Annotated in this window: 22 protein-coding genes and 1 tRNA gene; 17 read left to right on the plus strand and 6 right to left on the minus strand. The window is 71.4% G+C overall.

Going from position 1 to position 22,738, the window contains the following annotated elements; translation table 11 throughout:
* Positions 1-128: 128 nt before the first annotated feature.
* Genes EDF33_RS09375 through EDF33_RS09385 form a run of 3 tightly spaced genes read left to right on the plus strand, consistent with a single transcriptional unit; the run spans position 129 to position 4,794 of the window.
* The gene (locus EDF33_RS09375; RefSeq protein WP_243692418.1) at positions 129-1,121 is read left to right on the plus strand and encodes a MoxR family ATPase; all 993 of its coding nucleotides are present in this window, start codon (positions 129-131) and stop codon (positions 1,119-1,121) included.
* Positions 1,121-2,452, plus strand: a complete 1,332-nt coding sequence (locus tag EDF33_RS09380) for a DUF58 domain-containing protein (protein WP_132099885.1) — start codon at positions 1,121-1,123, stop codon at positions 2,450-2,452. The genes EDF33_RS09375 and EDF33_RS09380 overlap by 1 nt, the downstream gene beginning before the upstream one ends.
* Positions 2,449-4,794: a DUF3488 and transglutaminase-like domain-containing protein gene (locus EDF33_RS09385; protein WP_132099886.1), complete on the plus strand. Its 2,346-nt coding sequence runs from the start codon at positions 2,449-2,451 to the stop codon at positions 4,792-4,794. Before EDF33_RS09380 ends, EDF33_RS09385 begins: the two co-directional genes overlap by 4 nt.
* 135 nt (positions 4,795-4,929) lie before the next feature.
* On the opposite strand, the gene EDF33_RS09390 is transcribed toward EDF33_RS09385, so the two are convergent.
* Both EDF33_RS09390 and EDF33_RS09395 read right to left on the minus strand, forming a co-directional pair.
* The gene (locus tag EDF33_RS09390; RefSeq protein WP_131846719.1) at positions 4,930-5,538 is read right to left on the minus strand and encodes a TetR/AcrR family transcriptional regulator; all 609 of its coding nucleotides are present in this window, start codon (positions 5,536-5,538) and stop codon (positions 4,930-4,932) included.
* A gap of 258 nt (positions 5,539-5,796) precedes the next feature.
* The gene (locus EDF33_RS09395) at positions 5,797-6,582 is read right to left on the minus strand and encodes a trimeric intracellular cation channel family protein (RefSeq protein ID WP_123291876.1); all 786 of its coding nucleotides are present in this window, start codon (positions 6,580-6,582) and stop codon (positions 5,797-5,799) included.
* Between the two features lie 69 nt (positions 6,583-6,651).
* Here EDF33_RS09395 and efeU point away from each other — a divergent pair, with 69 nt between their 5' ends.
* Genes efeU through efeB form a run of 3 tightly spaced genes read left to right on the plus strand, consistent with a single transcriptional unit; the run spans position 6,652 to position 10,752 of the window.
* Positions 6,652-8,247 carry an iron uptake transporter permease EfeU gene (gene efeU / locus EDF33_RS09400; protein ID WP_132099888.1) on the plus strand — a complete coding sequence of 532 codons (1,596 nt, stop codon included), beginning with the start codon at positions 6,652-6,654 and terminating at the stop codon, positions 8,245-8,247.
* Positions 8,234-9,454: an iron uptake system protein EfeO gene (gene efeO, locus EDF33_RS09405; RefSeq protein WP_132099889.1), complete on the plus strand. Its 1,221-nt coding sequence runs from the start codon at positions 8,234-8,236 to the stop codon at positions 9,452-9,454. The genes efeU and efeO overlap by 14 nt, the downstream gene beginning before the upstream one ends.
* Positions 9,451-10,752, plus strand: a complete 1,302-nt coding sequence (efeB, locus tag EDF33_RS09410) for an iron uptake transporter deferrochelatase/peroxidase subunit (RefSeq protein ID WP_132099890.1) — start codon at positions 9,451-9,453, stop codon at positions 10,750-10,752. The genes efeO and efeB overlap by 4 nt, the downstream gene beginning before the upstream one ends.
* A 329-nt stretch (positions 10,753-11,081) precedes the next feature.
* Here efeB and EDF33_RS09415 read toward each other — a convergent pair whose 3' ends face one another.
* The 3 genes from EDF33_RS09415 to EDF33_RS09425 form a co-directional block, all read right to left on the minus strand.
* Positions 11,082-13,430 carry a bifunctional UDP-sugar hydrolase/5'-nucleotidase gene (locus EDF33_RS09415; protein ID WP_132099891.1) on the minus strand — a complete coding sequence of 783 codons (2,349 nt, stop codon included), beginning with the start codon at positions 13,428-13,430 and terminating at the stop codon, positions 11,082-11,084.
* A 111-nt stretch (positions 13,431-13,541) separates the two neighbouring features.
* Positions 13,542-14,465, minus strand: coding sequence for a sugar phosphate isomerase/epimerase (locus tag EDF33_RS09420; protein ID WP_132099892.1), 924 nt, complete (start codon positions 14,463-14,465; stop codon positions 13,542-13,544).
* On the minus strand, positions 14,462-15,619 hold the full coding sequence (locus EDF33_RS09425) for a Gfo/Idh/MocA family oxidoreductase (protein WP_165918769.1): 1,158 nt from the start codon (positions 15,617-15,619) through the stop codon (positions 14,462-14,464). Before EDF33_RS09425 ends, EDF33_RS09420 begins: the two co-directional genes overlap by 4 nt.
* A gap of 76 nt (positions 15,620-15,695) precedes the next feature.
* Here EDF33_RS09425 and EDF33_RS09430 point away from each other — a divergent pair, with 76 nt between their 5' ends.
* The 3 genes from EDF33_RS09430 to EDF33_RS09440 all read left to right on the plus strand — a co-directional run bounded on the left by EDF33_RS09430 (position 15,696) and on the right by EDF33_RS09440 (position 18,114).
* A complete protein-coding gene (locus EDF33_RS09430; RefSeq protein WP_132099893.1) occupies positions 15,696-17,117 on the plus strand; it encodes a glucose-6-phosphate dehydrogenase in 1,422 nt (473 codons plus the stop codon).
* Positions 17,118-17,145: 28 nt separating this feature from the next.
* Positions 17,146-17,931 carry a dienelactone hydrolase family protein gene (locus EDF33_RS09435; protein WP_131880546.1) on the plus strand — a complete coding sequence of 262 codons (786 nt, stop codon included), beginning with the start codon at positions 17,146-17,148 and terminating at the stop codon, positions 17,929-17,931.
* 110 nt (positions 17,932-18,041) lie between these two features.
* Positions 18,042-18,114, plus strand: a tRNA-Arg gene (locus EDF33_RS09440).
* Here EDF33_RS09440 and EDF33_RS09445 read toward each other — a convergent pair.
* A complete protein-coding gene (locus EDF33_RS09445; protein ID WP_132099894.1) occupies positions 18,080-18,394 on the minus strand; it encodes a helix-turn-helix transcriptional regulator in 315 nt (104 codons plus the stop codon). The two genes, EDF33_RS09440 and EDF33_RS09445, sit on opposite strands and share 35 nt — an antisense overlap.
* Positions 18,395-18,487: 93 nt before the next feature.
* Between EDF33_RS09445 and EDF33_RS09450 the strand changes: the two genes are divergently transcribed.
* From EDF33_RS09450 to EDF33_RS09480, 8 genes are all read left to right on the plus strand, one after another.
* Positions 18,488-18,757 carry a helix-turn-helix domain-containing protein gene (locus tag EDF33_RS09450; RefSeq protein WP_132099895.1) on the plus strand — a complete coding sequence of 90 codons (270 nt, stop codon included), beginning with the start codon at positions 18,488-18,490 and terminating at the stop codon, positions 18,755-18,757.
* Entirely contained in the window at positions 18,754-19,521 is a 768-nt protein-coding gene (locus tag EDF33_RS09455; RefSeq protein WP_132099896.1) for a hypothetical protein, read from the plus strand. Before EDF33_RS09450 ends, EDF33_RS09455 begins: the two co-directional genes overlap by 4 nt.
* A gap of 76 nt (positions 19,522-19,597) precedes the next feature.
* Positions 19,598-20,005 carry a hypothetical protein gene (locus tag EDF33_RS09460; RefSeq protein ID WP_132099897.1) on the plus strand — a complete coding sequence of 136 codons (408 nt, stop codon included), beginning with the start codon at positions 19,598-19,600 and terminating at the stop codon, positions 20,003-20,005.
* Positions 20,002-20,223 carry a hypothetical protein gene (locus tag EDF33_RS09465; protein WP_132099898.1) on the plus strand — a complete coding sequence of 74 codons (222 nt, stop codon included), beginning with the start codon at positions 20,002-20,004 and terminating at the stop codon, positions 20,221-20,223. The genes EDF33_RS09460 and EDF33_RS09465 overlap by 4 nt, the downstream gene beginning before the upstream one ends.
* Complete coding sequence (locus tag EDF33_RS09470; protein ID WP_132099899.1) at positions 20,220-20,417, plus strand: hypothetical protein; 198 nt, start codon at positions 20,220-20,222, stop codon at positions 20,415-20,417. The genes EDF33_RS09465 and EDF33_RS09470 overlap by 4 nt, the downstream gene beginning before the upstream one ends.
* Complete coding sequence (locus tag EDF33_RS09475; RefSeq protein ID WP_132099900.1) at positions 20,410-20,667, plus strand: HNH endonuclease; 258 nt, start codon at positions 20,410-20,412, stop codon at positions 20,665-20,667. Before EDF33_RS09470 ends, EDF33_RS09475 begins: the two co-directional genes overlap by 8 nt.
* Positions 20,668-20,879: 212 nt before the next feature.
* The gene (locus EDF33_RS20135) at positions 20,880-21,209 is read left to right on the plus strand and encodes a hypothetical protein (protein ID WP_165918770.1); all 330 of its coding nucleotides are present in this window, start codon (positions 20,880-20,882) and stop codon (positions 21,207-21,209) included.
* Entirely contained in the window at positions 21,206-22,663 is a 1,458-nt protein-coding gene (locus EDF33_RS09480; protein WP_165918771.1) for a terminase large subunit, read from the plus strand. Before EDF33_RS20135 ends, EDF33_RS09480 begins: the two co-directional genes overlap by 4 nt.
* The last annotated feature ends 75 nt before the right edge of the window (positions 22,664-22,738 follow it).

Here is a 22,738-nt window from a genome sequence, read left to right on the forward strand (position 1 = left end):
GGACGTGCGCCGATCGGCGCACGCTCCACGGGCCTCCCGTCCAGTGCGCATCGGTGACACGCCCACCGGGCGCTGTCACCGGACCGATGTAGCATGCACGACACCTGTCCCGAGACGAGGAGCCCTGCGTGCCGGAGCCGACCGACCCCGCCTTCCCCCTCGAGCGCATCCGAGAGGTCGGCGACGCCATCGTCGCGTCCGTCTCGACGGTGATCGACGGCAAGACCGAGGCGATCCGCACCGCCCTCACCGTGATGCTGGCCGAGGGACACCTGCTCGTCGAGGACGTCCCCGGTGTCGGCAAGACGGTCCTGGCGAAGGCACTCGGCGCCTCGGTGGGCGGCTCGGTGAACCGCATCCAGTTCACGTCCGACATGCTGCCGTCGGACGTCACCGGGGTGAACGTCTTCGACCAGTCCTCGGGCACGTTCCGGTTCTCACCGGGGCCGGTGTTCGCGAACGTCGTCATCGGTGACGAGATCAACCGCACCAGCCCGAAGACCCAGTCCGCCCTGCTCGAGGCGATGGCCGAGTCGCAGGTCACGGTCGACGGCGTGACCCGGCTGCTCGACCGCCCCTTCATGATCGTGGCGACGCAGAACCCGATCGACATGGAGGGCACCTACCCGTTGCCCGAGGCCCAGCGTGACCGCTTCATGGCGCGCATCACGATGGGGTACCCGAGCGTCGACGCCGAACGGCAGATGCTCGCGAACCGCGGCGGCGGCGACCCGCTGTCGCACCTGCGACCGATCGTCGACGTGACCACGCTGCGCGGGATCATCGAGGCCGTGGCGAACGTCCACATCGCCCCCGACGTCGAGGCGTACGTCATCGCGATCGTCCGCTCCACCCGCACCCACCCCGACCTGGTGCTCGGCGCCAGCCCCCGCGCCACGCTGCACCTGGCCCAGGCTGCCCGTGCCCACGCGGCGTTGCTCGGCCGGCCGTTCGTCACGCCGGACGACGTCGCCGCGCTGGCACCGATCGTGCTCGCCCACCGGCTCGTGCCGGTGGCGCGCGGACTCGGTGGCACGGGCGAGGACACCGTGCGCGAGATCGTCGTCCGCATCGTCTCCGACACCGCTGTGCCGTTCACGGCGACCCCCGTCCGCTCCTGATGCCCGGCCGATCGGCACCGTCGTCGCTGCTGCGGCGCACCGGTGCCGCGCGCTCGACGCTCGGGCGCTTCGGCCGCCGCGGGCTGTCCCTGCTCCGGCGCACGCCGTTCCCCCGTCCGACCGTGCGCGGCTGGACCGTCATCGCGATCGGCATCGGGCTGATCGGGGGCGGACTCGTGGGCACCACCAGCGTCGCCGTCTCGGCCGGGCTGCTGCTGCTCGTGCTCGTCGTGCTCGGCATCGTGATGGCGTTCGTGGTCGCCGCACCGCTCCGGGGAAGCCGGAGCACGGCCCGCGCGATCGTGCAGGTCGGCGAGGTGTACCGCGAGCGGATCACCCTCGGCAGCACCAGTCTGCCGATCGGCCCGCGGTCGACCCTGCTCGTCCGCGAACAGCTCGAGGACGCCTTCGCGAGTGCGTCCGAGGCGGAGACCTACGCGCTCGTCGGCCCGGGTGTCCCGCCAGCGGTGCTCGACGTCGAGGCGCTCGCGATGCACCGGGGCCGAACGCTCGTCGGACCCGTCACCATCCGGGTCGAGGACCCCTTCGGCCTGCTCCGCATCGACCGCCCGGTGGTGCCGGCAGAAGAGGTCGTCGTCGTCCCCGCGAGCGCACCCCTCGCCGCGATCGACACCGGCGCCCTCGCCGGGGCCGTCTCCGCCGACGAAGGACGGGTCGGGCAGGGCGGGTCCGCCGACGACAGCGAACTCCGGCCGTACCGTCCCGGCGACCCCATCCGTCGGGTGCACTGGGCGCAGAGTGCTCGCCGCGGCGAACTGCACGTCCGGCAGACCACGCAGGCGCAACCACCCGAGGCCGTCATCGCGCTCGACGTCCGGCGCGAGTCCTACCAGGGCCTCGGGCGTGAGGACCTGGCGGAGCTGTCCGACCTGGGCGGTGACCAGGCCTTCGAACACGCGGTCGTCGTCGCCGCCAGTGTCGCCCGCGCCCTCGCAGCCCGGACCTCGCGCGTCGTGCTCGTGAGCGACGGGCCGTCGGGCAGCACCCGGCACGCCGGTGACGTCGGCGGCCTCACCGACGTGCTCGTCGGACTCGCGGACGTCCGGCTCCGCAGCGACGCCCGTCCGGTCACCGAGGTCCTGCCCGAGGTGCGTGGGCGGGACGTGCACGGCATGACCGCGGTGGTCACCGGCAACTGCACCGCCGAGCAAGCGGCCGAACTCGTGACGGCGACGAGCGGATCGAGCCGCGGGATCATGGCGACGATCGTGCCGCCGGACCCGGTGGTCCGGGGGATCCTCGACCGCGGTGGTTGGCGCACCCTCGTGGTGCCGGTCGCCGGGGCGACCGCGTCCGGAGCCGCACGGTGAGCGACACCGCTGCGTCGTCGCGTCGCTCCGTCGACGTGCGAGAGGTCCTGGACCGCGACGACGACACCCGTGACACCCCGAGCACCTGGGTCGTCGCGCTCGCGCCGGTGCCCGTGCTCATCGCTGCGCTCGCGATCCGCCCGCTCGTGCAGGGCACCGCCTGGTGGGTGTCCGGCGTCGTGGTCGTCGCGGTGCTCGTGGCCGTCATGCTCGCGGTGCGTCGCCGGGCCCCCGGGGTCCGGTTCGTGGCACTCGTCGCCACCCTCGTGCTGTGCTCGTGCGCCGCCGCCCTGGTCAACGACGTGCAACCCCTCGGCTGGCTCGACGCCGACGGGGCGCTGGGGGAGACGCTCGCCGCCATCCGCCTGAACCCCGCGCCCCTGCCACAGACCGACGCGATCCGACTGGTCGTGACCGTGTCGATCGCCTGGGTGGCGGGCGTCTCGTTGTTCCTCGCCGCGATCGCCCGGATCCCGTCGCTCGCCGCCGCGCCGGCACTCGTCATCCTCATCGTCCCGGGGATCATCACCGGACAGCCGGCGGGCACCGCGCTCGTGATCACCACGGCCGTCGCCTTCCTCGCGCTGCTGTGGCTGTCGGTCCGACCCGTGCAACGAGCGGTCCCGGCCGCGGTCGTCGGTGCGATCGGGCTCGTCGTCGCGATCGGCCTGCCCGCGATCGTGCCGCTCAACGCGAGCTGGCTGTCCGGCGTCACCGGGGCCATCCAGTCGCCGATCCAGCCCGGGCGACCCGGCACCCTGCTCGAGCTCGGCAACGACCTGCGGCAGCCGAGCGAACTCGAGGTGCTCCGCTACCGGTCGTCCGACGGCCAGCCCGAGTACCTCAAGCTCGCCGACCTGGACGAGTTCGGCACCGGGGACTGGGTGCCGACGGTGACGAACGCCGCCGAGGCCGACACCGCCGACCAGCAGCAGTGGGCCGAGGGCGTGAACCCGCGCCTGGCGACCCGCGGCGACGTCACGGTCCGGATCACCGGGCTGTCGAGCACGTACCTACCGGTGCCGTCCGGGGCGGTGTCGATCGAGTCGCGTTCCACCAACCTCGACCTGTCGCAGTGGCGCTGGATGGGGTCCTCGAGCACCGTGCGGTCCACCGGTCCGGCCACGCCGCGCGGTGCGACGTACGAGGTCTACGGTGCCTCGACCTTCGCGAACGCGTACCTCGACGCCGTCGCGGCCTCGGGTGTCCTGTCCCGTGCCGACGGCCGGGGGTTCCGCGAGCCGAGCGGCGACCAGCTGCAGACCGACCTGACGCTGCCGAAGGACCTCCCCGCGAACATCTCGTCGACCGCGGAGCGGGTGGCCGGGGCCGCGTCCGACGACTACGCCCAGGCCCGCGCCCTCGAGCAGTGGTTCCGCAGCGACCTGTTCACCTACTCCGAGACGGCCCCCGTCGAGCAGGGCTACGACGGCGACAGCATGGACGTCGTCTCGACCTTCCTGCAGGTGCGCGAGGGCTACTGCGTCCACTTCTCGTCGGCGATGGCCGTGATGGCCCGGACGCTCGGCATCCCGTCCCGGATCGCGGTGGGGTACCGGGCCGGGTCGGCGCAGCCCGACGGTGAGTACGCGGTGTCGAACCGGCAGCTGCACTCCTGGCCCGAGCTGTACATCAAGGGGGCCGGGTGGGTCGCGTTCGAGCCGACGCCGGACTCCGACGCGGCAGCGCAGCCCTCGACCGAACCCACGGAGACCCCGACCGCGGCGACGCCCGAGTCCCCGCTGCCCGCGCCCGAGCAGTCCGCACCTGCCGAGTCCTCGGCGACGCCGACCCCCTCGGCGTCGGCGCAGCCCGGTGCGGCCGGTGCCTCGGGCGGCAGCGGTCCGGCCGGCCTGCTGTTCGGCGCGGCGCTCGTGCTCGCGTTGCTCATCGCCCCCGGACTCGTCCGAGCGCTCCGTCGGCGGTCGCGGTTGTCCGCCGTCGCCGCTGGTCGCTCACCCGCGGTGAACGCCTGGCGTGAGGCCCTCGACGACGTCGCCGACCACGGCTACGCCCCGGGGCTGGCGCCCCCCGGTGACGCAGGGGCTGCGGCCCGGACCGCCCGGGCCGTCCTCGGGCGACTCCGTCCGGTGCTGCCGGCCTCGGCGCTCCCGCACCTCGACGCCGTGGTCGACGCCGTCGACCACGAACGGTTCGCGGCTGACGGGGTCGCAGTGGTCGACGGCGAGGCGCTCGTGCAGCACGTGCAGCAGGCGCGGGAGGCGCTCGACGCCTCGGTCTCCGGTGGACGGGTGCTGCGGTCGCGCCTGCTGCCGCCGAGCCTGCTGCCGTCGTCCGCGTGGTCGCACGAGGGCCGTCGGCGCTCCCGTCGCCCTGCTTGACCGCGGAGTCTCGGCTGGTGCGAGGTTGGCCACTCGGTGCGGCGCAACAAGCTCGCACCGAGTGGTCAACGCCGCACCACGCCGCAGCACCATGCCAGAGCGCCATGCCGCCGCGCCGTGCGCCGCCGCGCTCGGTCAGCGGCGGCGGATGACCGCCTCGACCAGGGCGGCGATGACCTCGCCGGGGTCGACCCCCGGCAGCGCGGGCCCGTCGAACACGACCCCGACGTTGGCGGCGACGAGCGCCGTGGCGAAGGCGTCGAGCGGCATGCCGGCGTCGACCTCCGGGTGCGCCCCGAACCACAGTCGCACCAGCTCGTGCACGCCGTCCTGCAGCACCCGTCGCTGCCGCACGAACTCGGGCAGCAGGTCGGTGTGCCGGATCGCGTAGGCGCGGAACTCCGACAGCAGGGCGAACTGCGCGCGCTGGTCGTGCCGTCCGAAGGCCGCCCGCACGACGTCCGCGATGTCCGCCGCGGCGATGTCGGCGCGGATGAGCTCCTGCAGCGACCCGAGCACCAGGTTCGTCCCGCGCTGCATGACCTGCGCGAGCAGGTCCTCCTTCGACGAGAAGTTCGAGTAGACCGCGCCCTTGCTGAACCCGGCACGGGCGGCGACCTCGTCGAGACGTGCTCCGTGCACGCCTTGTTCGGCGAAGACGGCAGCGCCGGCGATGAGGAGACGTTCTCGGACCTCGGCCCGTGGTGTCCGCGGCGTGGGGGAGTCGGAGACGTCGTCGTTCATCGTTCCTGCCGGGGCGGGGCACCGGGGCTGGAACCCGGGCGGGCGAGCTGGGGGCGGGCGAGCTGGGGGCGGGCGAGCTTGGGGTGGGAGACCTGCCGCGCCGCGCGTCTGATCACGCGCGGCATCAGCGAAGCCCCCATCACCACGTCTGCGCGGAACCGCCGCGTTCGGGTCGCGTCGGTTCGGTGCGGACGACATGAGCCGGGTCGATACCCGACGGTAGGGATGCTACGCCGGAGCACCGACAGATGACACCCCTCAGTCGTCGAACGAGGAATCCGTTGCCGTGTCGTGTTCTTCGCGGACACTGCCCGCTCCCGTGCGCCGTCCGGGGCGTCGGAGCAGCCGGAGTGCGTCGGGTCGCAGGCTCCGCCCGCGCCGCAGCAGCGAGCCGAGCGTCGACTTCGGCTGCCAGTCACGACCGTTGGGCAGTCCCCAGCCGCGGCGGACCGCACCCCAGCGCAGACCGAGCGACAGCGCGATCGCGGCCACGATCCCGATCGACGGCGACCCGAGGGCGGACGCGACGACCATGACCACCGACGCCGCGACGGCCACGGTGGCGTACAGCGCGTTCCCGCCGAACACCGCGGGCACCCGGCGGAGCAGCAGGTCCCGCATCGCGCCGCCGCCGACCGCCGTGATCGTCCCCATGATGATCGCGGCGGGCCACTCCAGGCCGGCGTCGTAGGTGCGCTGCACCCCGACCACCGCCCAGAACCCGATCACCGCGGCGTCGAGCACGGTGAACAGCCGGTCCCAGGTGATCTCGGAGAACGACACGAAGAAGGCGATGAGTGCCCCGGCCAGGGCGACCGGCACGTAGAGCGGGTCGACGAGTGCGACCGGGGGGCCGTTCTGCAGCAGGGTGTCGCGCAGCATGCCGCCGCCGAGCCCCGAGACGAAGCCGACGACCAGGAACCCGAACAGGTCGAAGTCCATCGCGCGGGCGATCGATCCACCGAGCAGGGCGGACGCGAACACCCCGGCGAGGTCGAGCACGTTCGTGACCGACGCCAGGCCATCGACGGACAGCAGGTTCATGAGAACCATCAAACCCCACGCCGAACGACTGGCGGGCCGAACGGCGGTTAGGTTAGCCTCACCTACGTCATGCTCGCCACTCTCGTCATCGGCCTCCGTGAAGGCCTCGAAGCGACGCTCATCGTCGGCATCATCGCCGCGTTCCTGCGTCGCAACCGTGTCCCCCTCGCCCCCATGTGGTTCGGCGTCGGGGTCGCCGTCGTGCTCAGCATCGGCGTCGGGTTCGGCCTGCAGGTCGTCGAGCAGGCCCTGCCGCAGGCGCAGCAGGAGGGCATGGAGGCGATCATCGGCATCGTCGCCGTGGTCTTCGTCACCGGCATGATCGTCTGGATGCGCACCCACGCGCGCACCCTGACCAAGGAACTCGAGGCGAGCGCGACCGAGGCGCTCGGCCGCGGTACCGCGTGGGCACTGGCCGGCATGGCCTTCCTCGCCGTGCTCAAGGAGGGCTTCGAGACCGCGGTCTTCCTCCTCGCCACCTTCCAGGCGTCGTCGGACACCGGTCTCGCCGCCCTCGGCGCGGTCATCGGCATCGCGGGCGCCGTCGTCGTCGGCTACGGCATCTACACCGGCGGCGTCCGGCTGAACCTGTCGAAGTTCTTCACCGGCACCGGCGTCTTCCTGGTGTTCGTCGCCGGCGGGCTCGTGCTGACCGTGCTCCGGCGCGCGCACGAGGCCGGGTGGATCGTCATCGGGCAGCAGCGGACCGTCGACCTGTCCTGGCTCGCCCCGAACGGGTCGGTGCAGGGTGCGCTCGTCACGGGCGTGCTCGGCATCCCACCGGACCCCCGCGTCATCGAGGTGCTCGGCTGGGTCCTCTACGTCGTGCCGGTCCTCGCCCTGACGCTCTGGCGCCGCGCCTGGCGTCCGTCGTCGGCACGCGTCCCCGCGATCCGCGCGACGGTCGCCGGTGCGCTCGCGGTCGCCGCCGCAGCACTGGCGATCGCCGTGCCGACAGGCGGGGTCGACCTGCCGCACACCGCTGCGGTCAGCGGGGACGCCACCTCCGTCTCGGCGGACGTCCACGGTGCGTCCGGCGTCCTCCGCGTCGCCGGCACCACCACCGGCCAGGAGGCACGGCTCACGTTGCCGACGTCGGCCCACCGCCGCGTGACCCGCGCGGGCGTGGCCGCCGACCGGTGGCGGATCCGCACGTCGGCCACCGCCGCGGACCGCCCGGCGACGCTGACGCTCGACGACCTCGTCGACCTGTTCGGCCGGATCCCCGTCGGCGTCTCGCCGTCGACGAACCCCGGCCCGTTCACCGCCCGCTGGGCGGTGCGCGACACCGTGACCCTCTGGACGGTCCGTGGTGGGGTCCTGGACGCCACCCGCGATGAACGCACCGTGCTGACGCTGAGCGGTGGGGGCCTCCCGTCCGCCCGCACCACGACCCTGGACCGCTCCGTGTGGTCCGTCCCCGACTCCCGCGTCGAGCAGGCAGCCACCTCGGTGGCGGCCGCGGACACGCGGGCTGCCGAGCTGCTGCTCTGGAAGGCCTGGTTGCCGATCGCCTTCGGCGTCGCAGCTGCCGCCCAGGCGCTGCTCGCGCTCCGTGACCGCCGTCGTCGGACGGCACCCGTGAACCCCACCCCCGAAACCGTCCCGACACGCGGCCCACCCGCCGGGGACCCTGCAAGGAGCAACGACTATGCCGTTCGGTAAGCCCGTTCGACCCCTGATCACCCTCGGCGCCCTCGGCGTCGTCACCGCCCTCGCACTGACCGGCTGCGCGAGCTCCGACGGTGCCTCCGACAGCTCCACCGACGCCGCGAAGGTCTCGCGCGTCACCATCACCCTGACGAACGACGGCTCGGACCAGTGCAAGGTCTCCGAGACGAAGGTCCCCGCCGGGCCGGTCACGTTCTCGGTGAAGAACGAGTCCTCGACCGCCATCACCGAGGTCGAACTGCTGCAGGACCAGCGGATCCTGGGCGAGAAGGAGAACCTCGCACCCGGCCTCGACGCCGTGCAGTTCACCGCGACCCTGACCGGTGGGGAGTACCAGGTGTACTGCCCCGGAGCCGACACCGAGCTCACCGACTTCACGGTCACGGGCAAGGTCACCTCGACCGCGAACAGCAGCGCCGCCACCCTGCTCGACGAGGGCACGAAGGGCTACGCCGACTACGTCGACGGCCAGGTCACCGACATGGTCACCGCGGTCGAACTCCTGCAGAAGGACATCGACGCCGGCGACCTCGACGCCGCGAAGACCGACTACGCGAACGCCCGCCCGTTCTACGAGCACGTCGAGAGCGACGTCGACGGCTTCGTCAAGAAGGGCCACAAGGCGACCGACAACGCCGGCAACCTCGACTACCTGATCGACATGCGCGCCTCGAACCTCGACCCGGCCGTCGGCTGGAGCGGGTTCCACGCCGTCGAGAAGGACCTGTTCCAGGCGGGGGAGATCACCGCGTCGACCAAGAAGACCGCGGCCGACCTGACCGAGAACGTGCAGCTGCTCGCGAAGCTCGTCCCGACGCTCGACTACAAGCCCGAGGACCTGGCGAACGGTGCCGCCGGCCTGCTCGAGGAGGTCCAGTCGAACAAGGTCACCGGTGAGGAAGAGGCGTACAGCCACATCGACCTCGTCGACCTCGCCGCCAACGTCGAGGGTGCCCGTCAGGCCTTCGCGTACCTCAAGCCGGGCCTGACGAAGCTCGACCCGACCCTGACGAAGCAGATCGCGAAGCAGTTCGACGCGACGAACACGCTGATGGACGGCTACCGGAACGCCGACGACCTCGGCGGCTTCGACGCGTGGGACGCAGCCACCAAGAAGTCCGACGCGAACCGCATCTCGCAGCAGATCCAGGCCTTGCAGGACCCGCTGTCCCGCCTCGCCGAGAAGGTCGCCACCGCGTGAAGCAGCCCGACGACGACCGCGCAGCCCGCACCGGGGTCTCCCGGCGCGGGCTGTTCGGCGCAGGACTCGCCGCGGCCGGAGCCGGGGCGGGCGCCGCGGTCGGCATCGGCGGCGCGACGGCCGCGACGGGGGTCAACCCGTTCACGGCGGCCGCCAACGGTGACGAGTCCATCGACCTGTCCCAGAGCCACCCGTTCTACGCGACCGCCGCACGGCAGCCGCAGGGTGGGGTGCAGACCGCCCCCCAGCGGTACTGCGTCTTCATGACCTTCGACCTGTCCACCAGCGTCGCGACCGAGCTGCAGGTGCTCCTCGCCCGCTGGTCCGCGGCGATCGCGCAGCTGCAGGCGGGCAAGACCGTCGGCAGCGTCGAGCCCGCGCACGGTGACGGCGTCGGCGCGGACACCGGTGAGGCGCTCGACCTCGGCCCGGCGTCCCTGACGGTCACGGTGGGGTTCGGCCCCGGCGTGTTCGACGAGCGCTTCGGTCTGGCCGACAAGCGTCCGGCGGACCTCGCCGACGTGCCTCGGCTGCCGAGCGACAACCTGCAGGCCGGACTGACCGGCGGCGACCTGTCGTTGCAGGCCTGCGCCGACGACCCGCAGGTGGCGTACCACGCCGTCCGCGACCTGGCCCGGATGGCGAGGGGGACGGCGACCGTGCGGTGGACCGTGCTCGGCTTCGGTCGCGCGTCGGCCGGCCCGCACCAGACGACGCCGCGCAACCTGATGGGCTTCAAGGACGGCACCAGGAACATCACGACGGACGAGGACCACGACCGCTTCGTGTGGGTCGACGACCCGGGCGACGGTGCGGCGTGGATGACCGGCGGCACCTACCAGGTGGTGCGGAAGATCCGGATGAACATCGAGATCTGGGACGCCGACGTCGTCAGCGACCAGCAGCGCGTGTTCGGTCGGACCAAGATCGAGGGCGCACCGCTGTCCGGTGGGACCGAGCACACGACGCCGGACTTCGTGGCGACCGACGGCGACGGTGCCACGAAGATCGACGCGACGTCCCACATCGCCCTGGCCGCCCACGAGGCGAACGGCGGCGTGAAGATCCTGCGTCGTCCGTACAACTACACCGACGGTCTCAACGAGTACGGCCAGCTCGACGCCGGACTGCTGTTCCTGGCGTACATGAACGACCCGGAGCACTTCACGCAGCTGCAGCGGAAGCTCGGCGCCTCGGACCGCTTGAACGAGTACGTCTCGCACATCGGGTCCGCGGTGTTCGCGATCCCGCCGGCACCGCGCAAGGGGTCGTACATCGGCGAGCAGCTGTTCCGCTGACGGTGTCCGGAGCGCGCTGACGCCGCTGGGGGAGAGGGTGCCCTCCGCCGTTTCCCTGGAGGCGGAGGGCACCCGCGCCGCGGGGTCTCGTCGAACGGAACCACCGCCGACCTGAGAGGCGACCCGGCGCGACGCGTCGCGATGCGACAGCCCCGAGAGTACCCCGCCGATCCCCGGATCCGCAGTGCGAGCGCTGCTATGGGACAGGGAGCGCGGCAGCGGATCCGCGCGCGGTGCGCGCCGGACGCGATCCGTGCCTCCCGGCGCGACGGAACGGGCCGCCTCACGGTGGTGAGACGGCCCGTTCGTGTCGGACTGGAGGCCCGGTGTCAGTCGGTCTGGACGCTCGCGTCGGTCCGTGCGCGCTTCCGGCGCACGGCGACGAGTGCGGTGATGCCCGCCAGCAGGAGCAGGCCCGCTGCGATCCCCGGCGCCGTCAGGTCCGCGCCCGTGTAGGCGAGGTCACCGCCGGCGTTCGTCGAGTCGGACGGGTCGCCCGCCAGGTCCGTGCCGGTGCCCGTGTCCGTTCCCGGAGCGTTGCCGTTGCCGGCACCCGGGGCGTCCCCGTTGCCCGCGCCCGGGTCAGCCGGGTCCGTGGGGTCGGTCGGGTCCGTGGGCTCGGTCGGGTCCGTCGGGTCGACGGCCGCGGCGAGCGGGATGGTCACGGCGAGCGTGATCGTCTGGCCGCCCGGCAGGGTGACGACGAGCGGCTCGTCCGTCGTCGCGGCGGCACGGGCAGCCGTCCGGACCGTCGCTGCGTCGGCCGACGACTCGACGGTCGGCACGGCGAAGGTCAGCGTCGCACGACCCTGCTCGTCGTTCGTGTCGACGATCGTCGGGTCGATCTCGGCGGTGGCGAGCTCGACGTCACCGGCGCTCACCGACACGGTGCCGGCTGCAGCGGGGTCGTCGCTGCTGAACACGAGCGACGACAGGTCGATGCTGATCTCGTCACCGGGCTGGAACCCGCCCTCGGGGGTCGGCGTGACCGTGGTGCCGACGGCACGCTGGTCGGACGGCGGGGTGACCGTCGGGTTGGCCAGGAAGTAGTCCACCTGCGCCTGCAGGTCGACCTGGCCCGAGTCGGCGATGTTCGCGCCGGTCGCGAAGGCGGCGAAGTTGTCGCCACCGGTCGACAGGAACGAGTTGACCGTCACCTTGAGGGTGTCGTCGAGGGCGATCGACTCGCCGTTCAAGGTCATGCCGGTGATGCGCTCGCCACGGCCCTTCGCGGGGTCGTAGGTGTACGCGAAGCCGTCCGAGACGCCGAGCTTGAGGAACGGACGCGGCAGGCCGTCCGGCTGCCACTGCTGCTCGAGGGCGTCCTTGATCTGCTGGCCGGTCATGTCCTCGGTGACGAGGGTGTTCGCGAACGGCTGGACGAGCGCGGCCTCCTTGTAGGTCACCGTGCCGTCCGGGTCGCCGGCACCGCTCGACGCGTAGACCATGTCCGTGCGCAGCCCGCCGGGGTTCATGAAGGCGATCTGCGAGCCGTTGCGCTCGGTCGCGGAGCGCTGCACTTCAGCGATGTAGTTGCCCAGGACGGACTCGCCGCCGCGGTTCTCGGTCGTGCGGTCCGACTGCACCGCACGACGCAGGTCGCCGGTGATCTCGCCGAGCTTCTTGCTGCCCTCGACGTCGGCGACGGCCTTCGCAGCCGTCACGATGTCGGCCACCGCGTCCACCGAGGTGGAGTCGGCCGGCACGCGGTTCTCACCGTTGACCGACTTGACCTCGGACGTGATGCCGGTGAGCTGCTTGTCGGCGTCGACGGTGAGCTGCAGGTGTCCGTAGTTCACGCCGTAGGAACCGGTCTGGATCACCGGGCGGGTCGTACCGTCGGGACCCGCGATCTGGTGGTTGTAGGTCGCGTGGGTGTGTGCGGAGACGATCGCGGACACCTTCGACGAGACGCCCGAGGTGATCGTGCCGAACACGCCGGACCCGGTCGCGTCGGCGAGGGCGTTCGTGGGAGCACCCTCGTGCACCAGCAGGACGAGCACGTCGGCCTCGCCGTTGCCGTCGACACCGTCGGTGAGCTGGTCGGCGTACTTGTTGACCTGGCTGACGATCGGGGCCATCGCGAGGCCCTCGACACCGCCGGGGCTGACGAGCCCCGGGATGAGGTCCTCGGTGGTCGCGCCGATGAAGCCCACCTTCACGCCGCCCTTCTCCACGATGGAGTACGGCTCGAACGCGGGGTCGGTCGTGCCCTGCTTGACGATGTTCGCCGAGACGTAGGGCCAGTCGGCCCGGTCCTCGATGCGCCCGGTCAGGTCGTCCTGGCCCTTGTCGAGCTCGTGGTTGCCGATCGCGCTGACGTCGAGGTCCATGGCATTGAGCGCATCGATCGTCGGGGCGTCCTGCTGGATCAGCGAGGTGAACGTCGAGGCACCGACGTTGTCGCCGACGCTGGCGAAGATCGTGTTCGGGTTGGCCTCGCGGTACGACTGCACGACACCGGCGAGCTCGGCGGCACCGGCGGCCTTGTCGACGGCGGTGCCCTCGGACTCGATGCGGCCGTGGAAGTCGTTGACGTCGATGATGTCGATCGTCGTGTCGCCCTCGGCGGCGACGGCGGTGGAGGGGACGGACAGTGCGACGAGCACACCCGCGGTGGCGAAGGCCGCGCCGCTGATGATGCGCCGTCGGCGGCGCGGAGAGGAGTGGAGGTTCATCGTCGGAGAACCTATGAGGACGCACAGCCGACCCGCCAGTGTCGGGTCGAAGTCGTCACACGACGTTCACATGAGCAACACCCGTCGTGCTGCGTGCTGCTCGACGTGCCGTCACTCCGCGGCGATGAGGGGGCGGAGCGTGCGGTGGGCGATGCGCAGCCCCTCGAGGACCTTCTCGTCGGTGCCGCCCCAGAGCGGGTCCTCGTGCTCGACCGACAGGGTGCCGTCGAACCCCGCTTCGTACAGGCGGTCGACGACGTGCGGCCAGTCCACGACGCCACGGCCCGGCACCCGGAAGCGCCACCAGCCCATGTCCCACGGGTCGCCGCCCTTGTCGACCTTGCCGAAGAAGCCGTACTCGTTGCGCTCCCGGGGGAACAGCTCGAGGTCCTTCGCCTGCGCGTGCACGATGTGCTCGGCGAACGGCAGGATCGTCTCGACCGGGTCGATGCCGATCCAGGTCAGGTGCGACGGGTCCCAGTTCAGACCGAAGCCGAGGCCGGTGACCCAACCCCAGAGCTCGGGGGAGTACGCCAGGTTGCCGGGGTAGCCGTCCGGGTGCCAGCCCTCCATCACGCAGTTCTCGATGATCAACCGCACGCCGCGCTCGCCGGCGTAGTCGACGAGCTCGGGGAGCACTCGGTCGCCGATCCGCATGTTGTCGACGACGCTGCGGCTCATGTCACGGCCGATGAACGTGCCGACGTACGGCACGCCGAGCACCTGTGCGGCATCGATCGCGTGCTTGAGGTGGGTGCGGATCTCCTCGCGGCGGTCGAGGTCCTGGTGCAGGTTGTTCTCGTAGTACGCGAGCGCCGAGATCTCGAGACCGGTGCGGTCGAGCAGGTCACGGGTCGCCGCAGCGTCCTCGTCGGTGAACGTCGCCACCGGCAGGTGCGCCGCCTCGAAGTCGCGGCCACCGGTGCCGGGCCACACGCCGACCTCGAGCCGCTCGTACCCCTGCTCGGCGGCGAAGTCCGCGATGCGGTCGAGGGGCCAGCCGGGCAGGCAGGCCGTCAGCATGCCGAGCTTCACCGGATCTCCCGCCACGTGGTCTCGGCCGCGCTGGTGATCACGGCGTCGATGATGTCGGCGGAACGTGCGCCGTCCGCGAAGGTCGGCAGGCCGTCGGGGGCCACACCGGTGCGGACCGCGGTGTAGGTGTCGGCGACGAACGCGGCGAAGGCGTCGAGGTAGCCCTGCGGGTGCCCGGACGGCACGACCGCCAGACGCCGCTGGTCCGGGTACCCCTGCGACGGGTCGCGCACGACGATCTGCGCACCACGCTCGTTGCCGAACCACGCGGACTCGGGCTGTTCCTGGTCGAAGGCGGCGCTGCCCCGGGTGCCGTCGACCTCGAACCACAGGCGGTTCTTCCGACCGGACGCCACCTGCGAGATCACCACGTTGCCGATGCGCCCGGTGCCGGTGCGGAACGTCGCGACCGCGGTGTCCTCGGTGGTGACCTCGGCCCGTTCCGCGGCGTCGGCGACCGGGTCGGGGTCCGGCGAGCCGGAGAACGACGGCCCCGAGGCCGCGGGGCGGGTCGGGTAGACGATGTCGGTCGCCGCGGACACCGAGGTGAAACGCTCACCGGTGACGAACTCGACCAGGTCGCACCAGTGCGAGCCGATGTCGGCGAACGCGCGGGACAACCCGCTCGAGGTCGGGTCGACCCGCCAGCTCGAGGCGTCCTCGTCGAGCATCCAGTCCTGCAGGTAGTGGCCGTGCACGGCGAGCAGTCGACCGAGGTCGCCGTCGGCGATGCGCGCGCGGATCTCACGGATCATCGGGTGGTAGCGGTACACGAACGGCACCGTGGCGACGACACCGGCGTCCGCCGCCGCGGCGACGAGTTCGGCGGCCTGCGCCGGGTCGATCGCGAGGGGCTTCTCGCACACCACGTGGATGCCCGCGGCGATGACCGCCATCGCCTGCGGGTGGTGCTGGTCGTTCGGCGTGCAGATGTGCACGACGTCGGGGGCGTCCGCGATGACGTCGTCGAGCGCGGCGTACCCCCGAGGCAGGTCGAGTTGCGCCGCGACCTGCTCGGAGCGCGATGCGTTCCGGCCGAGCACCCCGAGCACCTCGGCACCAGCGGCCCGGGCCGCGCGGGCGTGGACCCCCGCGATCATGCCGGTGCCGATCACGACGACGCGGAGGCGTCGTCCTTCGTACCCACTGCTCATGGTGCTCCCTCGCGCCGAACTGTCACCACCGTAGCGGCCCGGCCGTCCACCGGGGCCGATGAGTACGGTCGGAGGCATGTCGAGCCTCCAGACCAGCCTGCTCATCCTCGGAGCCAGCGGCGACCTGTCCAAGCGCCTGCTCCTGCCGGGTCTCGCGACCCTGCTCGAGGTCAAGGACGACTGGGACGTCCAGCTCATCGGGGCGGGTGTCGAGGAGCTCTCCGACGCCGACTGGAAGGCGCAGGTGCGCGAGTCCTTCGAGAACGCGCAGGCGTCGAAGAACGAGGGCGACGAAGGGGCGGAGGGCGAGTCGTCGCTGTCGGAGCGGCTGCAGGCCGTGATCGACGCGTCCTCGTACCGCAAGGCCGACGTCACGAGCGCCGACGACCTGCGCGCGCTGCTCGGGGCCTGCGACCACGACCCCGCGATCTACTTCGCGCTGCCCCCGGCCGTGACCGAGAAGAGCTGCGAACAGCTCGCCCACCTCGACCTGCCGAAGCGCACCCGCCTGGCGCTCGAGAAGCCGTTCGGTACCGACGCCGCCAGCGCCGAGCACCTGAACGACCTGCTGCACTCGTTCATCCCCGAGGAGCGGATCCACCGGGTCGACCACTTCCTCGGCCGTTCGACGGTGCTCAACCTGATCGGACTCCGCTTCGCGAACCGCATCATCGAGCCCCTGCTGTCCTCGCAGCACGTCGAACGCGTCGACATCGTGTACGACGAGACCCTCGGGCTCGAGGGTCGCGCCCGCTACTACGACAGGGCCGGCGCCCTCACCGACATGATCCAGAGCCACCTGCTCCAGGTCATGGCCGTCGTGGCCATGGAGGCGCCGGCGTCGATCGACGCCGACGACCTGCGGACCCAGAAGGAACTCGTGCTGCGCGCCGTGCGGCCGTGGGGCGGGGACGTCGTCGCCGCCGGCAAGCGCGCCCGGTACACCGCGGGCACGGTCGGCGACCGCAAGCTGCCGTCGTACGCCGACGAGGACGGGGTCGACCCGTCGCTCGGCACCGAGACCCTGGCCCAGCTGACCCTCGAGATCGCGAACTGGCGATGGGCCGGCGTCCCCTTCACGCTGCGTTCCGGCAAGGCGCTCGCGAAGCAGCGCCGCGAGATCGTCATCACGTTCAAGGACTCCCCGCAGGTGCCCGTCGGCCTGTCCGGTGCCGCCCACCCGGACCGGCTCCGGATCTGGATCGCCCCGGACGAGATGCAGCTCGAGCTGAACGTCAACGGGCCCGGCGACCCGTACGCGATCGACCGCACGAGTCTCGAGACGACGTTCAACCCCGGACGACTCAGCGCCTACGGCGAGGTCCTGGCCGGTGTGCTCGAGGGCGATGCGACGCTGTCGGTCCGCGGTGACAGTGCCGTGCAGGGCTGGAAGGTCGTCGGACCGTTCCTCGAGGCGTGGAAGGCCGGCACGACGCCACTCGACGAGTACCCGGCCGGGTCGAGCGGTCCTGAGGACTGGGACAACATCGACGCCTGAGCCGGACGGCGGCGTAGCGTCGGACGACGTGACCACCATCGACGACGTCCTGCAGACCGTTCCCGAACCCGCCGGCGCCGACATCCGTGTCGAGCCCGTCCACTACGACCACGAGGGCACCGACCTGCTCGGCGTGCTCGCGAAGGACGCTGCCGTGGCCGGACCCCGCCCGGCCGTCCTGGTCGTGCACGACTGGCACGGCGTGAACGAGCACGTCGAAGCGCGCGTGACGATGCTCGCCCGCCTCGGCTACGTGGCGTTCGGTGCGGACATCTACGGCGCCGGCATTCGGCCCGGTGACGACACCGCCGGCCAGGTCGCCGGGTCGTACTACCAGGACCTGCCGTTGCTCCGGGCACGTGCGACCGCCGGACTCGAGCGGCTGCGACAGGACCCCGACGTCGATCCGGCCCGCATCGTCGTCATCGGCTACTGCTTCGGCGGCTCCACCGCGATCGAGCTCGCACGCACCGGCGCGGACCTGGTCGGAGCGGTGTCGTTCCACGGTGGCCTCATCACGCACGACCCCGCCGACGCCTCGGCGATCCGGGCGAAGCTGCTCGTGCTGACCGGGGGAGCGGACCCGGTCGTGCCCGACGACGCCGTGCACGCCTGGCAGGACGAGATGCGCACCGAGCCCGGCGTCGACTGGCAGGTCGTCACCTACGCCGGGGCCATGCACGCGTTCGCCGTGCCCGGGACCGACGCGCCCGACCACGGCGCCCAGTACCAGGAGCGCGCCGACCGCCGATCGTGGCAGGCGCTGCGGGTGTTCCTGGCCGAGGTCTTCGACGAGGAGGCCGCGGCGCTGTGACGTCGGTGGCTCGGCTGTCGCCTCGCGACACGCCGGGTGGAGCGGTCGGGCGGCCTCGATTGGCGCCCGGGCCGGAGCTGTTGTAGAGTCTTCCACGGCCGCAAGGCCACGCGCTCGTAGCTCAATGGATAGAGCATCTGACTACGGATCAGAAGGTTGGGGGTTCGAGTCCCTTCGAGCGCACATCCCCCGAAAGCCCCCCGTCAGGCCCTCCGCCTGACTGGGGGCTTTCGCCGTTTTCCAGCCACGCGATCGGGACGCCGGTGGCCATGGCCCACGCCAGCAGGTTCGCGCGGCGGGGCGTCACTGCACCGCGCTCGTAGTTGCTGATCGTGTTTCGACCGAGGCCCGCTCTCCGAGCGAGCTCAAACTGGTCAATGCCAGCGAACTCGCGTGCTTTGCGCAGTCTGTCGCTGATTGTCCATTCCGGGATTCCCCACCGCGGGGCCATGTCCATGCTCATGCGGGCAGCCTAGCGCGCGATAACACGCATGTCCCTGAAAACTGGCAGCGACACAACTTGATTGTGCATGTGTCCAACTGACAAGGTGGACACATGCACAACTCTGCTACCTCAATCCGTTTCGAGTCAGACAGCCCGTTTGGGCTCGACACTCTCATGCCCGAGCTCATCACGACCGGCGAGGTCGCCCGCGTGCTTGGCATCAGCCGGCAGGCCGTCCTCCAGCGCGTCAACACGGGCTCGCTCGTCCCTGTGAGCTCCGACGGCCTCCGCGGCGCGTACCTGTTCAGCGCTCCAGAGCTCGCGTGTGCCCTCCTCGCGCTCGACCCGGTCGCAACCTTCGAGCTGGAGCTCGCACGATGAGTGTCCCCAACACCGCCGGCCGCATCGTCCGCAACGGCCTCAGCTTCGAGCAGCGCGGGTTCACCCGCATTCCGAACGACTGGCTCCGCGACCGCCGGCTCTCGTACCGCGCGCTCGGCATCCTGGTCCACCTCATGAGCCACGCGGAGGGCTGGTCGCAGACGATCCGCGAGCTCGCCGCCAACGTCCGCGACAAGGACGAATCGGCGCGCGAGGGCATGGCCGGCGTCAGGACGGCGCTGCACGAGCTGGAGGCCTACGGCTACGTCGCCCGCGAGCAGACCGGCGGGCGTGGCGGACAGCGCTTCGGCGGCAACGTGTGGACCCTCTCCGACCCCTTCGAGGACGGTGCGCGGCCTGTGGATAAGTCCCCTCGTGCCCCCATGGCGCTGGTGCCCTCGGTTGCACCGGATGCTACGGATGACGACGAAAAGCCCCGATCAGCTCTGTCGTGCGATTTCCGTGACACGGAATCCCGTACGACGGAATCCCGTGCAACGGAATCCCGTGTCACGGAAACCCCGTCCACGGGGAATCGCACGACTACAGAAGAGCACTCATCAGAAGATCAAGTAGAAGAAACAACCCACAATCCTGGTACTGTGTCCAAGATGAGTTACGAAGTGCGTTCGGCTAGTTCCCAGATTCAGGGTGGGCTCTGCATGCAGTCCCCGAGCGGAGCGCACAGCATCGACAGCCTGAGCGGGTACTGCGCGCACTGCGGGCAGCGGATCACCTCTGGCCCGATCGGACAGACGGCATGACCGCCGAGCTCGTCGTCGTCGGCATCCTTGGAGCGCTCGCCTGGCTCGGCCTCGTCGTGCAGGCGGTCGTGAAGCGATGACCGATCACGAGACTGCCGGCAAGGAACTCATCGGAGAGCTCCGACGCGTCGCCGAGAGCCGACGCACCACCGGAGAGAACCACCTGAGTGGCCTGCTCCGCAGCGCCTCTGACGCGTTGGCCTGGCACATGGCTCGCCTTGCTCGTGCGGCTCGCCTCAGCGAGAGCTCGGCAGGAGGGCCGCTCCGCGGCCAGGCAGGGGGAGTGACGAGCTCCACCGCTGGCGGGATCGGTGCCACTCTTCGAGCGCTCGGCATCGCCGTCCGAGCTGGCGAGTTCGCCCACGCATCCGGCCCCACCATCCGCCTCGACGTAGGAGACATGTCCCTTGACCTCAACGCACGCCAGACCGCCGCCCTTCGCCTCGCACTCACCCACGCACAGCAAGGAAGCACGATCCAGTGACCAGCACCGCCGCCCGCCACCGCACCGCGCACAACCCGATCAAGACCCGCCACGCCCGCCAGCTCCGCGCCGGCATCCGCGACGCCCGCCTCCTGCACGGCCTGTTCGGCCGGCGCGGACGCCTCCTGACGTACACAGACGGCCCCGAGGCGTACCGGTCGGCGTTCAACCGCACCGCGCACGTCCTGTCCGTCGTCGCGGCGTGGAACGGCCGGTGAGCGCCCCGCAGCAGCGCCTCGCCACCGAGCGCGAGGTCGCCGACTGGATGGCCCTGACCCCTCGCCAGCTCGCGGACCTCCGCCGCGCCGGCCAGGGTCCCCGGCACATCGCGCTCACTGCCAAGGCGATCCGCTACGCGTGGGCCGACGTCTACGCCTACGCCCAGCGCCGCCGAGAGCTCGTGAGTGGGTAGCCGGCCCGACCTGGAGAGCCGGCGCTGGCGCGAGCAGTGCAAGCGCATCAAGGCCCGTGACGGAGCCTGCACCTCGTGCGGCAACCCCGAGGACCTGACCGTCGACCACATCAGCCCACCCTCGGTCACCGGCATCCCAGGCGACCAGTACCCGGACCACATGCTCACCACCCTCTGCCGCCCGTGCAACAGCAGCAAGGGTGACCGCCCCGACGCCCGCCTCCACTACCGCAACCCCCGCTGGAGCTGACTCCCCGTGCCACCGAGAGCCCCCCTCGCCCCGACCCGATCAGCCCGCCTCCAGCTCGCCGCCCTGTCCGCCGACCTCAGCCGCAGACCAGCCGGCCGGCCCGCCGCCTCCAGCCGGCCGGGGCCGGCCGTTTCTTCTGAGCGGCCCCCGTCCTACCCCGCCCCCTTCTGTCTTTTTCCCAGATCAGCCCAAATATTCGGGAGTCCCCAGCCATGACCGATCAGCCCGCCGCGATCGACGCCGACGAGCTCGCGAACGCCACCGCGACCGACGACGACGACGAGACCTACCTGGAGAGCGTCAAGCGGTTCATCGCGTCGGCGAGCTGGCTCGGCGAGGAGCACCGGCCGGCCATGAAGGTCCTCCGCTCGCTCGCGAAGGTCCTGGACGACGAGCTCGCTCGTGGCAAGGCTCCGCAGGCCGCGCTCGTGTCGCAGTTCGGACTCACCTACCGCGACCTCGCCAAGCTCGGCCAGAAGCCCGCCGGCGACGACGCCGGCGACCCGAGCATGCCGCCGCCCATGGGCGGGATCGACTGGTGACACTCACCGCACCGACGCCAACGCCGGCTCCCGACGAGGGGCCGGCGTTCGACGTGTCGGACATCGCCCCGTGGCCACCGACCCGCTACACCGCCCCGCTCTCCGAACGGCACCCGTCCCTCTGGGAGCGCTACCGCGAGACCCTGCAACGCGCCTGGTGGGTGAGCAACGCCTACTGCCTGGAGGAGTGGCAGGAACGGCTCCTGCACGCGATCACCGAGCTCGACGCGTTCGGCAACCTCCGCTACCGCGAAGTGCTCATCAGCCTCGGCCGGCAGAACGGCAAGACCGAGATTGCCGCCGCCCTCGGCCTGCTGTTCATGGTCGCCAAGCGCGCCCCGCAAGTCATCGGCATCGCCTCCAGCGCCGAGCAGGCCCGCCTCGTCTACAAGCGCGCCTACGACGTCGTCGCCCGCTACGGCCCGCTCACCCGCCGGTTCGCCCGGCTCACCGACACTCGAGGACTCTCGACAGCGTCCGGCGGCTCGTGGGAGCTCAAGGCCAGCAAGTCCGCGGCCCTCCAGGGACTCCCGATCGACCTCGGCGCGATCGACGAGGTCCACCTGCTCAAGTCCGAGCTCTGGACCGACCTCGTCAACGGCACCGGCGACCGCGAGAACTGCATGGTGGCCGGCATCACGACCGCCGGCGACGACGACTCGACGCTCCTCCTCCGGCTCTACGAGCGCGACGACGCCCCCGGCACCGGATTCGGCCGCTTCATCTGGGAGGCACCCGAGCCGCGCGTGCCCGACGACGACGCGACCCTCGCCCGGTGGCTCGCCATGGCAAACCCCGGCATCGCCTCCGGCCGGCGCAAGGTCGCCATCGCCGTGTCCGCCGTCCGCGGCATGCCACCAGGCGAGGCCGTGCGCTACCGCCTCAACCGATTCGTCTCCGGCTCCGACAACGGCTACATGACCGTGCCCCTGTGGGCGAAGTGCGTCGGCGCGGTGCACATCAGCCGACCCGTCATCACGATCGACCGCACCCCAGACTGGAGCTACGCCACCATCGTCGCCAGCGCGAAGGCGGCAGACGGCGTGATCGAGACCGAGGTGATCGAGAGCATGCCGCACCCGACCGTCGAGAAGCTGGCCGACGCGTGCCAGCGTCTCTACAAGCACTCGCCGGCGACCTACGTCGTGGACGGCTACAGCCTCCGCGCCCTCGGCGACCAGCTCAAGCGCAACGGGCTCCCCGTGCGCTACATGACGCTCGGCGACGAGGTCTCGGCCGCGAGCATGACCTACGCCAAGGTCGCCGGCCGAATGGTCCGTCACGCCGGCGACGAGCTCCTGACCAGGCAGCTCCCCAACGTCGTCAGGAAGGCGCACGGCGACCAGTACAAGCTCGCCCGCGCCGGCGCAACGCCCATTGACGCCGTCCTCGCCACCGTCCGCGGGATCTACGTCGCCGAGACCACCGAGGAAGCCGGCATTCAGCTGTTCTAGCCGCCACCGGACCCGTACCGAAACGTACGCATCGGACGGGTCCGGTCGGCTTCCGCAGCACCCGCTAGCGGTTCT

Source organism: Curtobacterium sp. PhB146 (genome assembly GCF_004342995.1).
Lineage (GTDB): Bacteria > Actinomycetota > Actinomycetes > Actinomycetales > Microbacteriaceae > Curtobacterium.

Coding starts and splice junctions, on each gene's coding strand:
- EDF33_RS09390 (WP_131846719.1), bottom strand. CDS start 5,538: ATGAACGACGACGTCTCCGACTCCCCCACGCCGCGGACACCACGGGCC.
- EDF33_RS09425 (WP_165918769.1), bottom strand. CDS start 15,619: ATGAGCAGTGGGTACGAAGGACGACGCCTCCGCGTCGTCGTGATCGGC.
- EDF33_RS09395 (WP_123291876.1), bottom strand. CDS start 6,582: ATGAACCTGCTGTCCGTCGATGGCCTGGCGTCGGTCACGAACGTGCTC.
- efeO (WP_132099889.1), top strand. CDS start 8,234: ATGCCGTTCGGTAAGCCCGTTCGACCCCTGATCACCCTCGGCGCCCTC.
- EDF33_RS09380 (WP_132099885.1), top strand. CDS start 1,121: ATGCCCGGCCGATCGGCACCGTCGTCGCTGCTGCGGCGCACCGGTGCC.
- EDF33_RS09430 (WP_132099893.1), top strand. CDS start 15,696: ATGTCGAGCCTCCAGACCAGCCTGCTCATCCTCGGAGCCAGCGGCGAC.
- EDF33_RS09450 (WP_132099895.1), top strand. CDS start 18,488: ATGCACAACTCTGCTACCTCAATCCGTTTCGAGTCAGACAGCCCGTTT.
- EDF33_RS20135 (WP_165918770.1), top strand. CDS start 20,880: ATGACCGATCAGCCCGCCGCGATCGACGCCGACGAGCTCGCGAACGCC.
- EDF33_RS09455 (WP_132099896.1), top strand. CDS start 18,754: ATGAGTGTCCCCAACACCGCCGGCCGCATCGTCCGCAACGGCCTCAGC.
- efeU (WP_132099888.1), top strand. CDS start 6,652: ATGCTCGCCACTCTCGTCATCGGCCTCCGTGAAGGCCTCGAAGCGACG.
- EDF33_RS09460 (WP_132099897.1), top strand. CDS start 19,598: ATGACCGATCACGAGACTGCCGGCAAGGAACTCATCGGAGAGCTCCGA.
- EDF33_RS09445 (WP_132099894.1), bottom strand. CDS start 18,394: ATGAGCATGGACATGGCCCCGCGGTGGGGAATCCCGGAATGGACAATC.
- EDF33_RS09415 (WP_132099891.1), bottom strand. CDS start 13,430: ATGAACCTCCACTCCTCTCCGCGCCGCCGACGGCGCATCATCAGCGGC.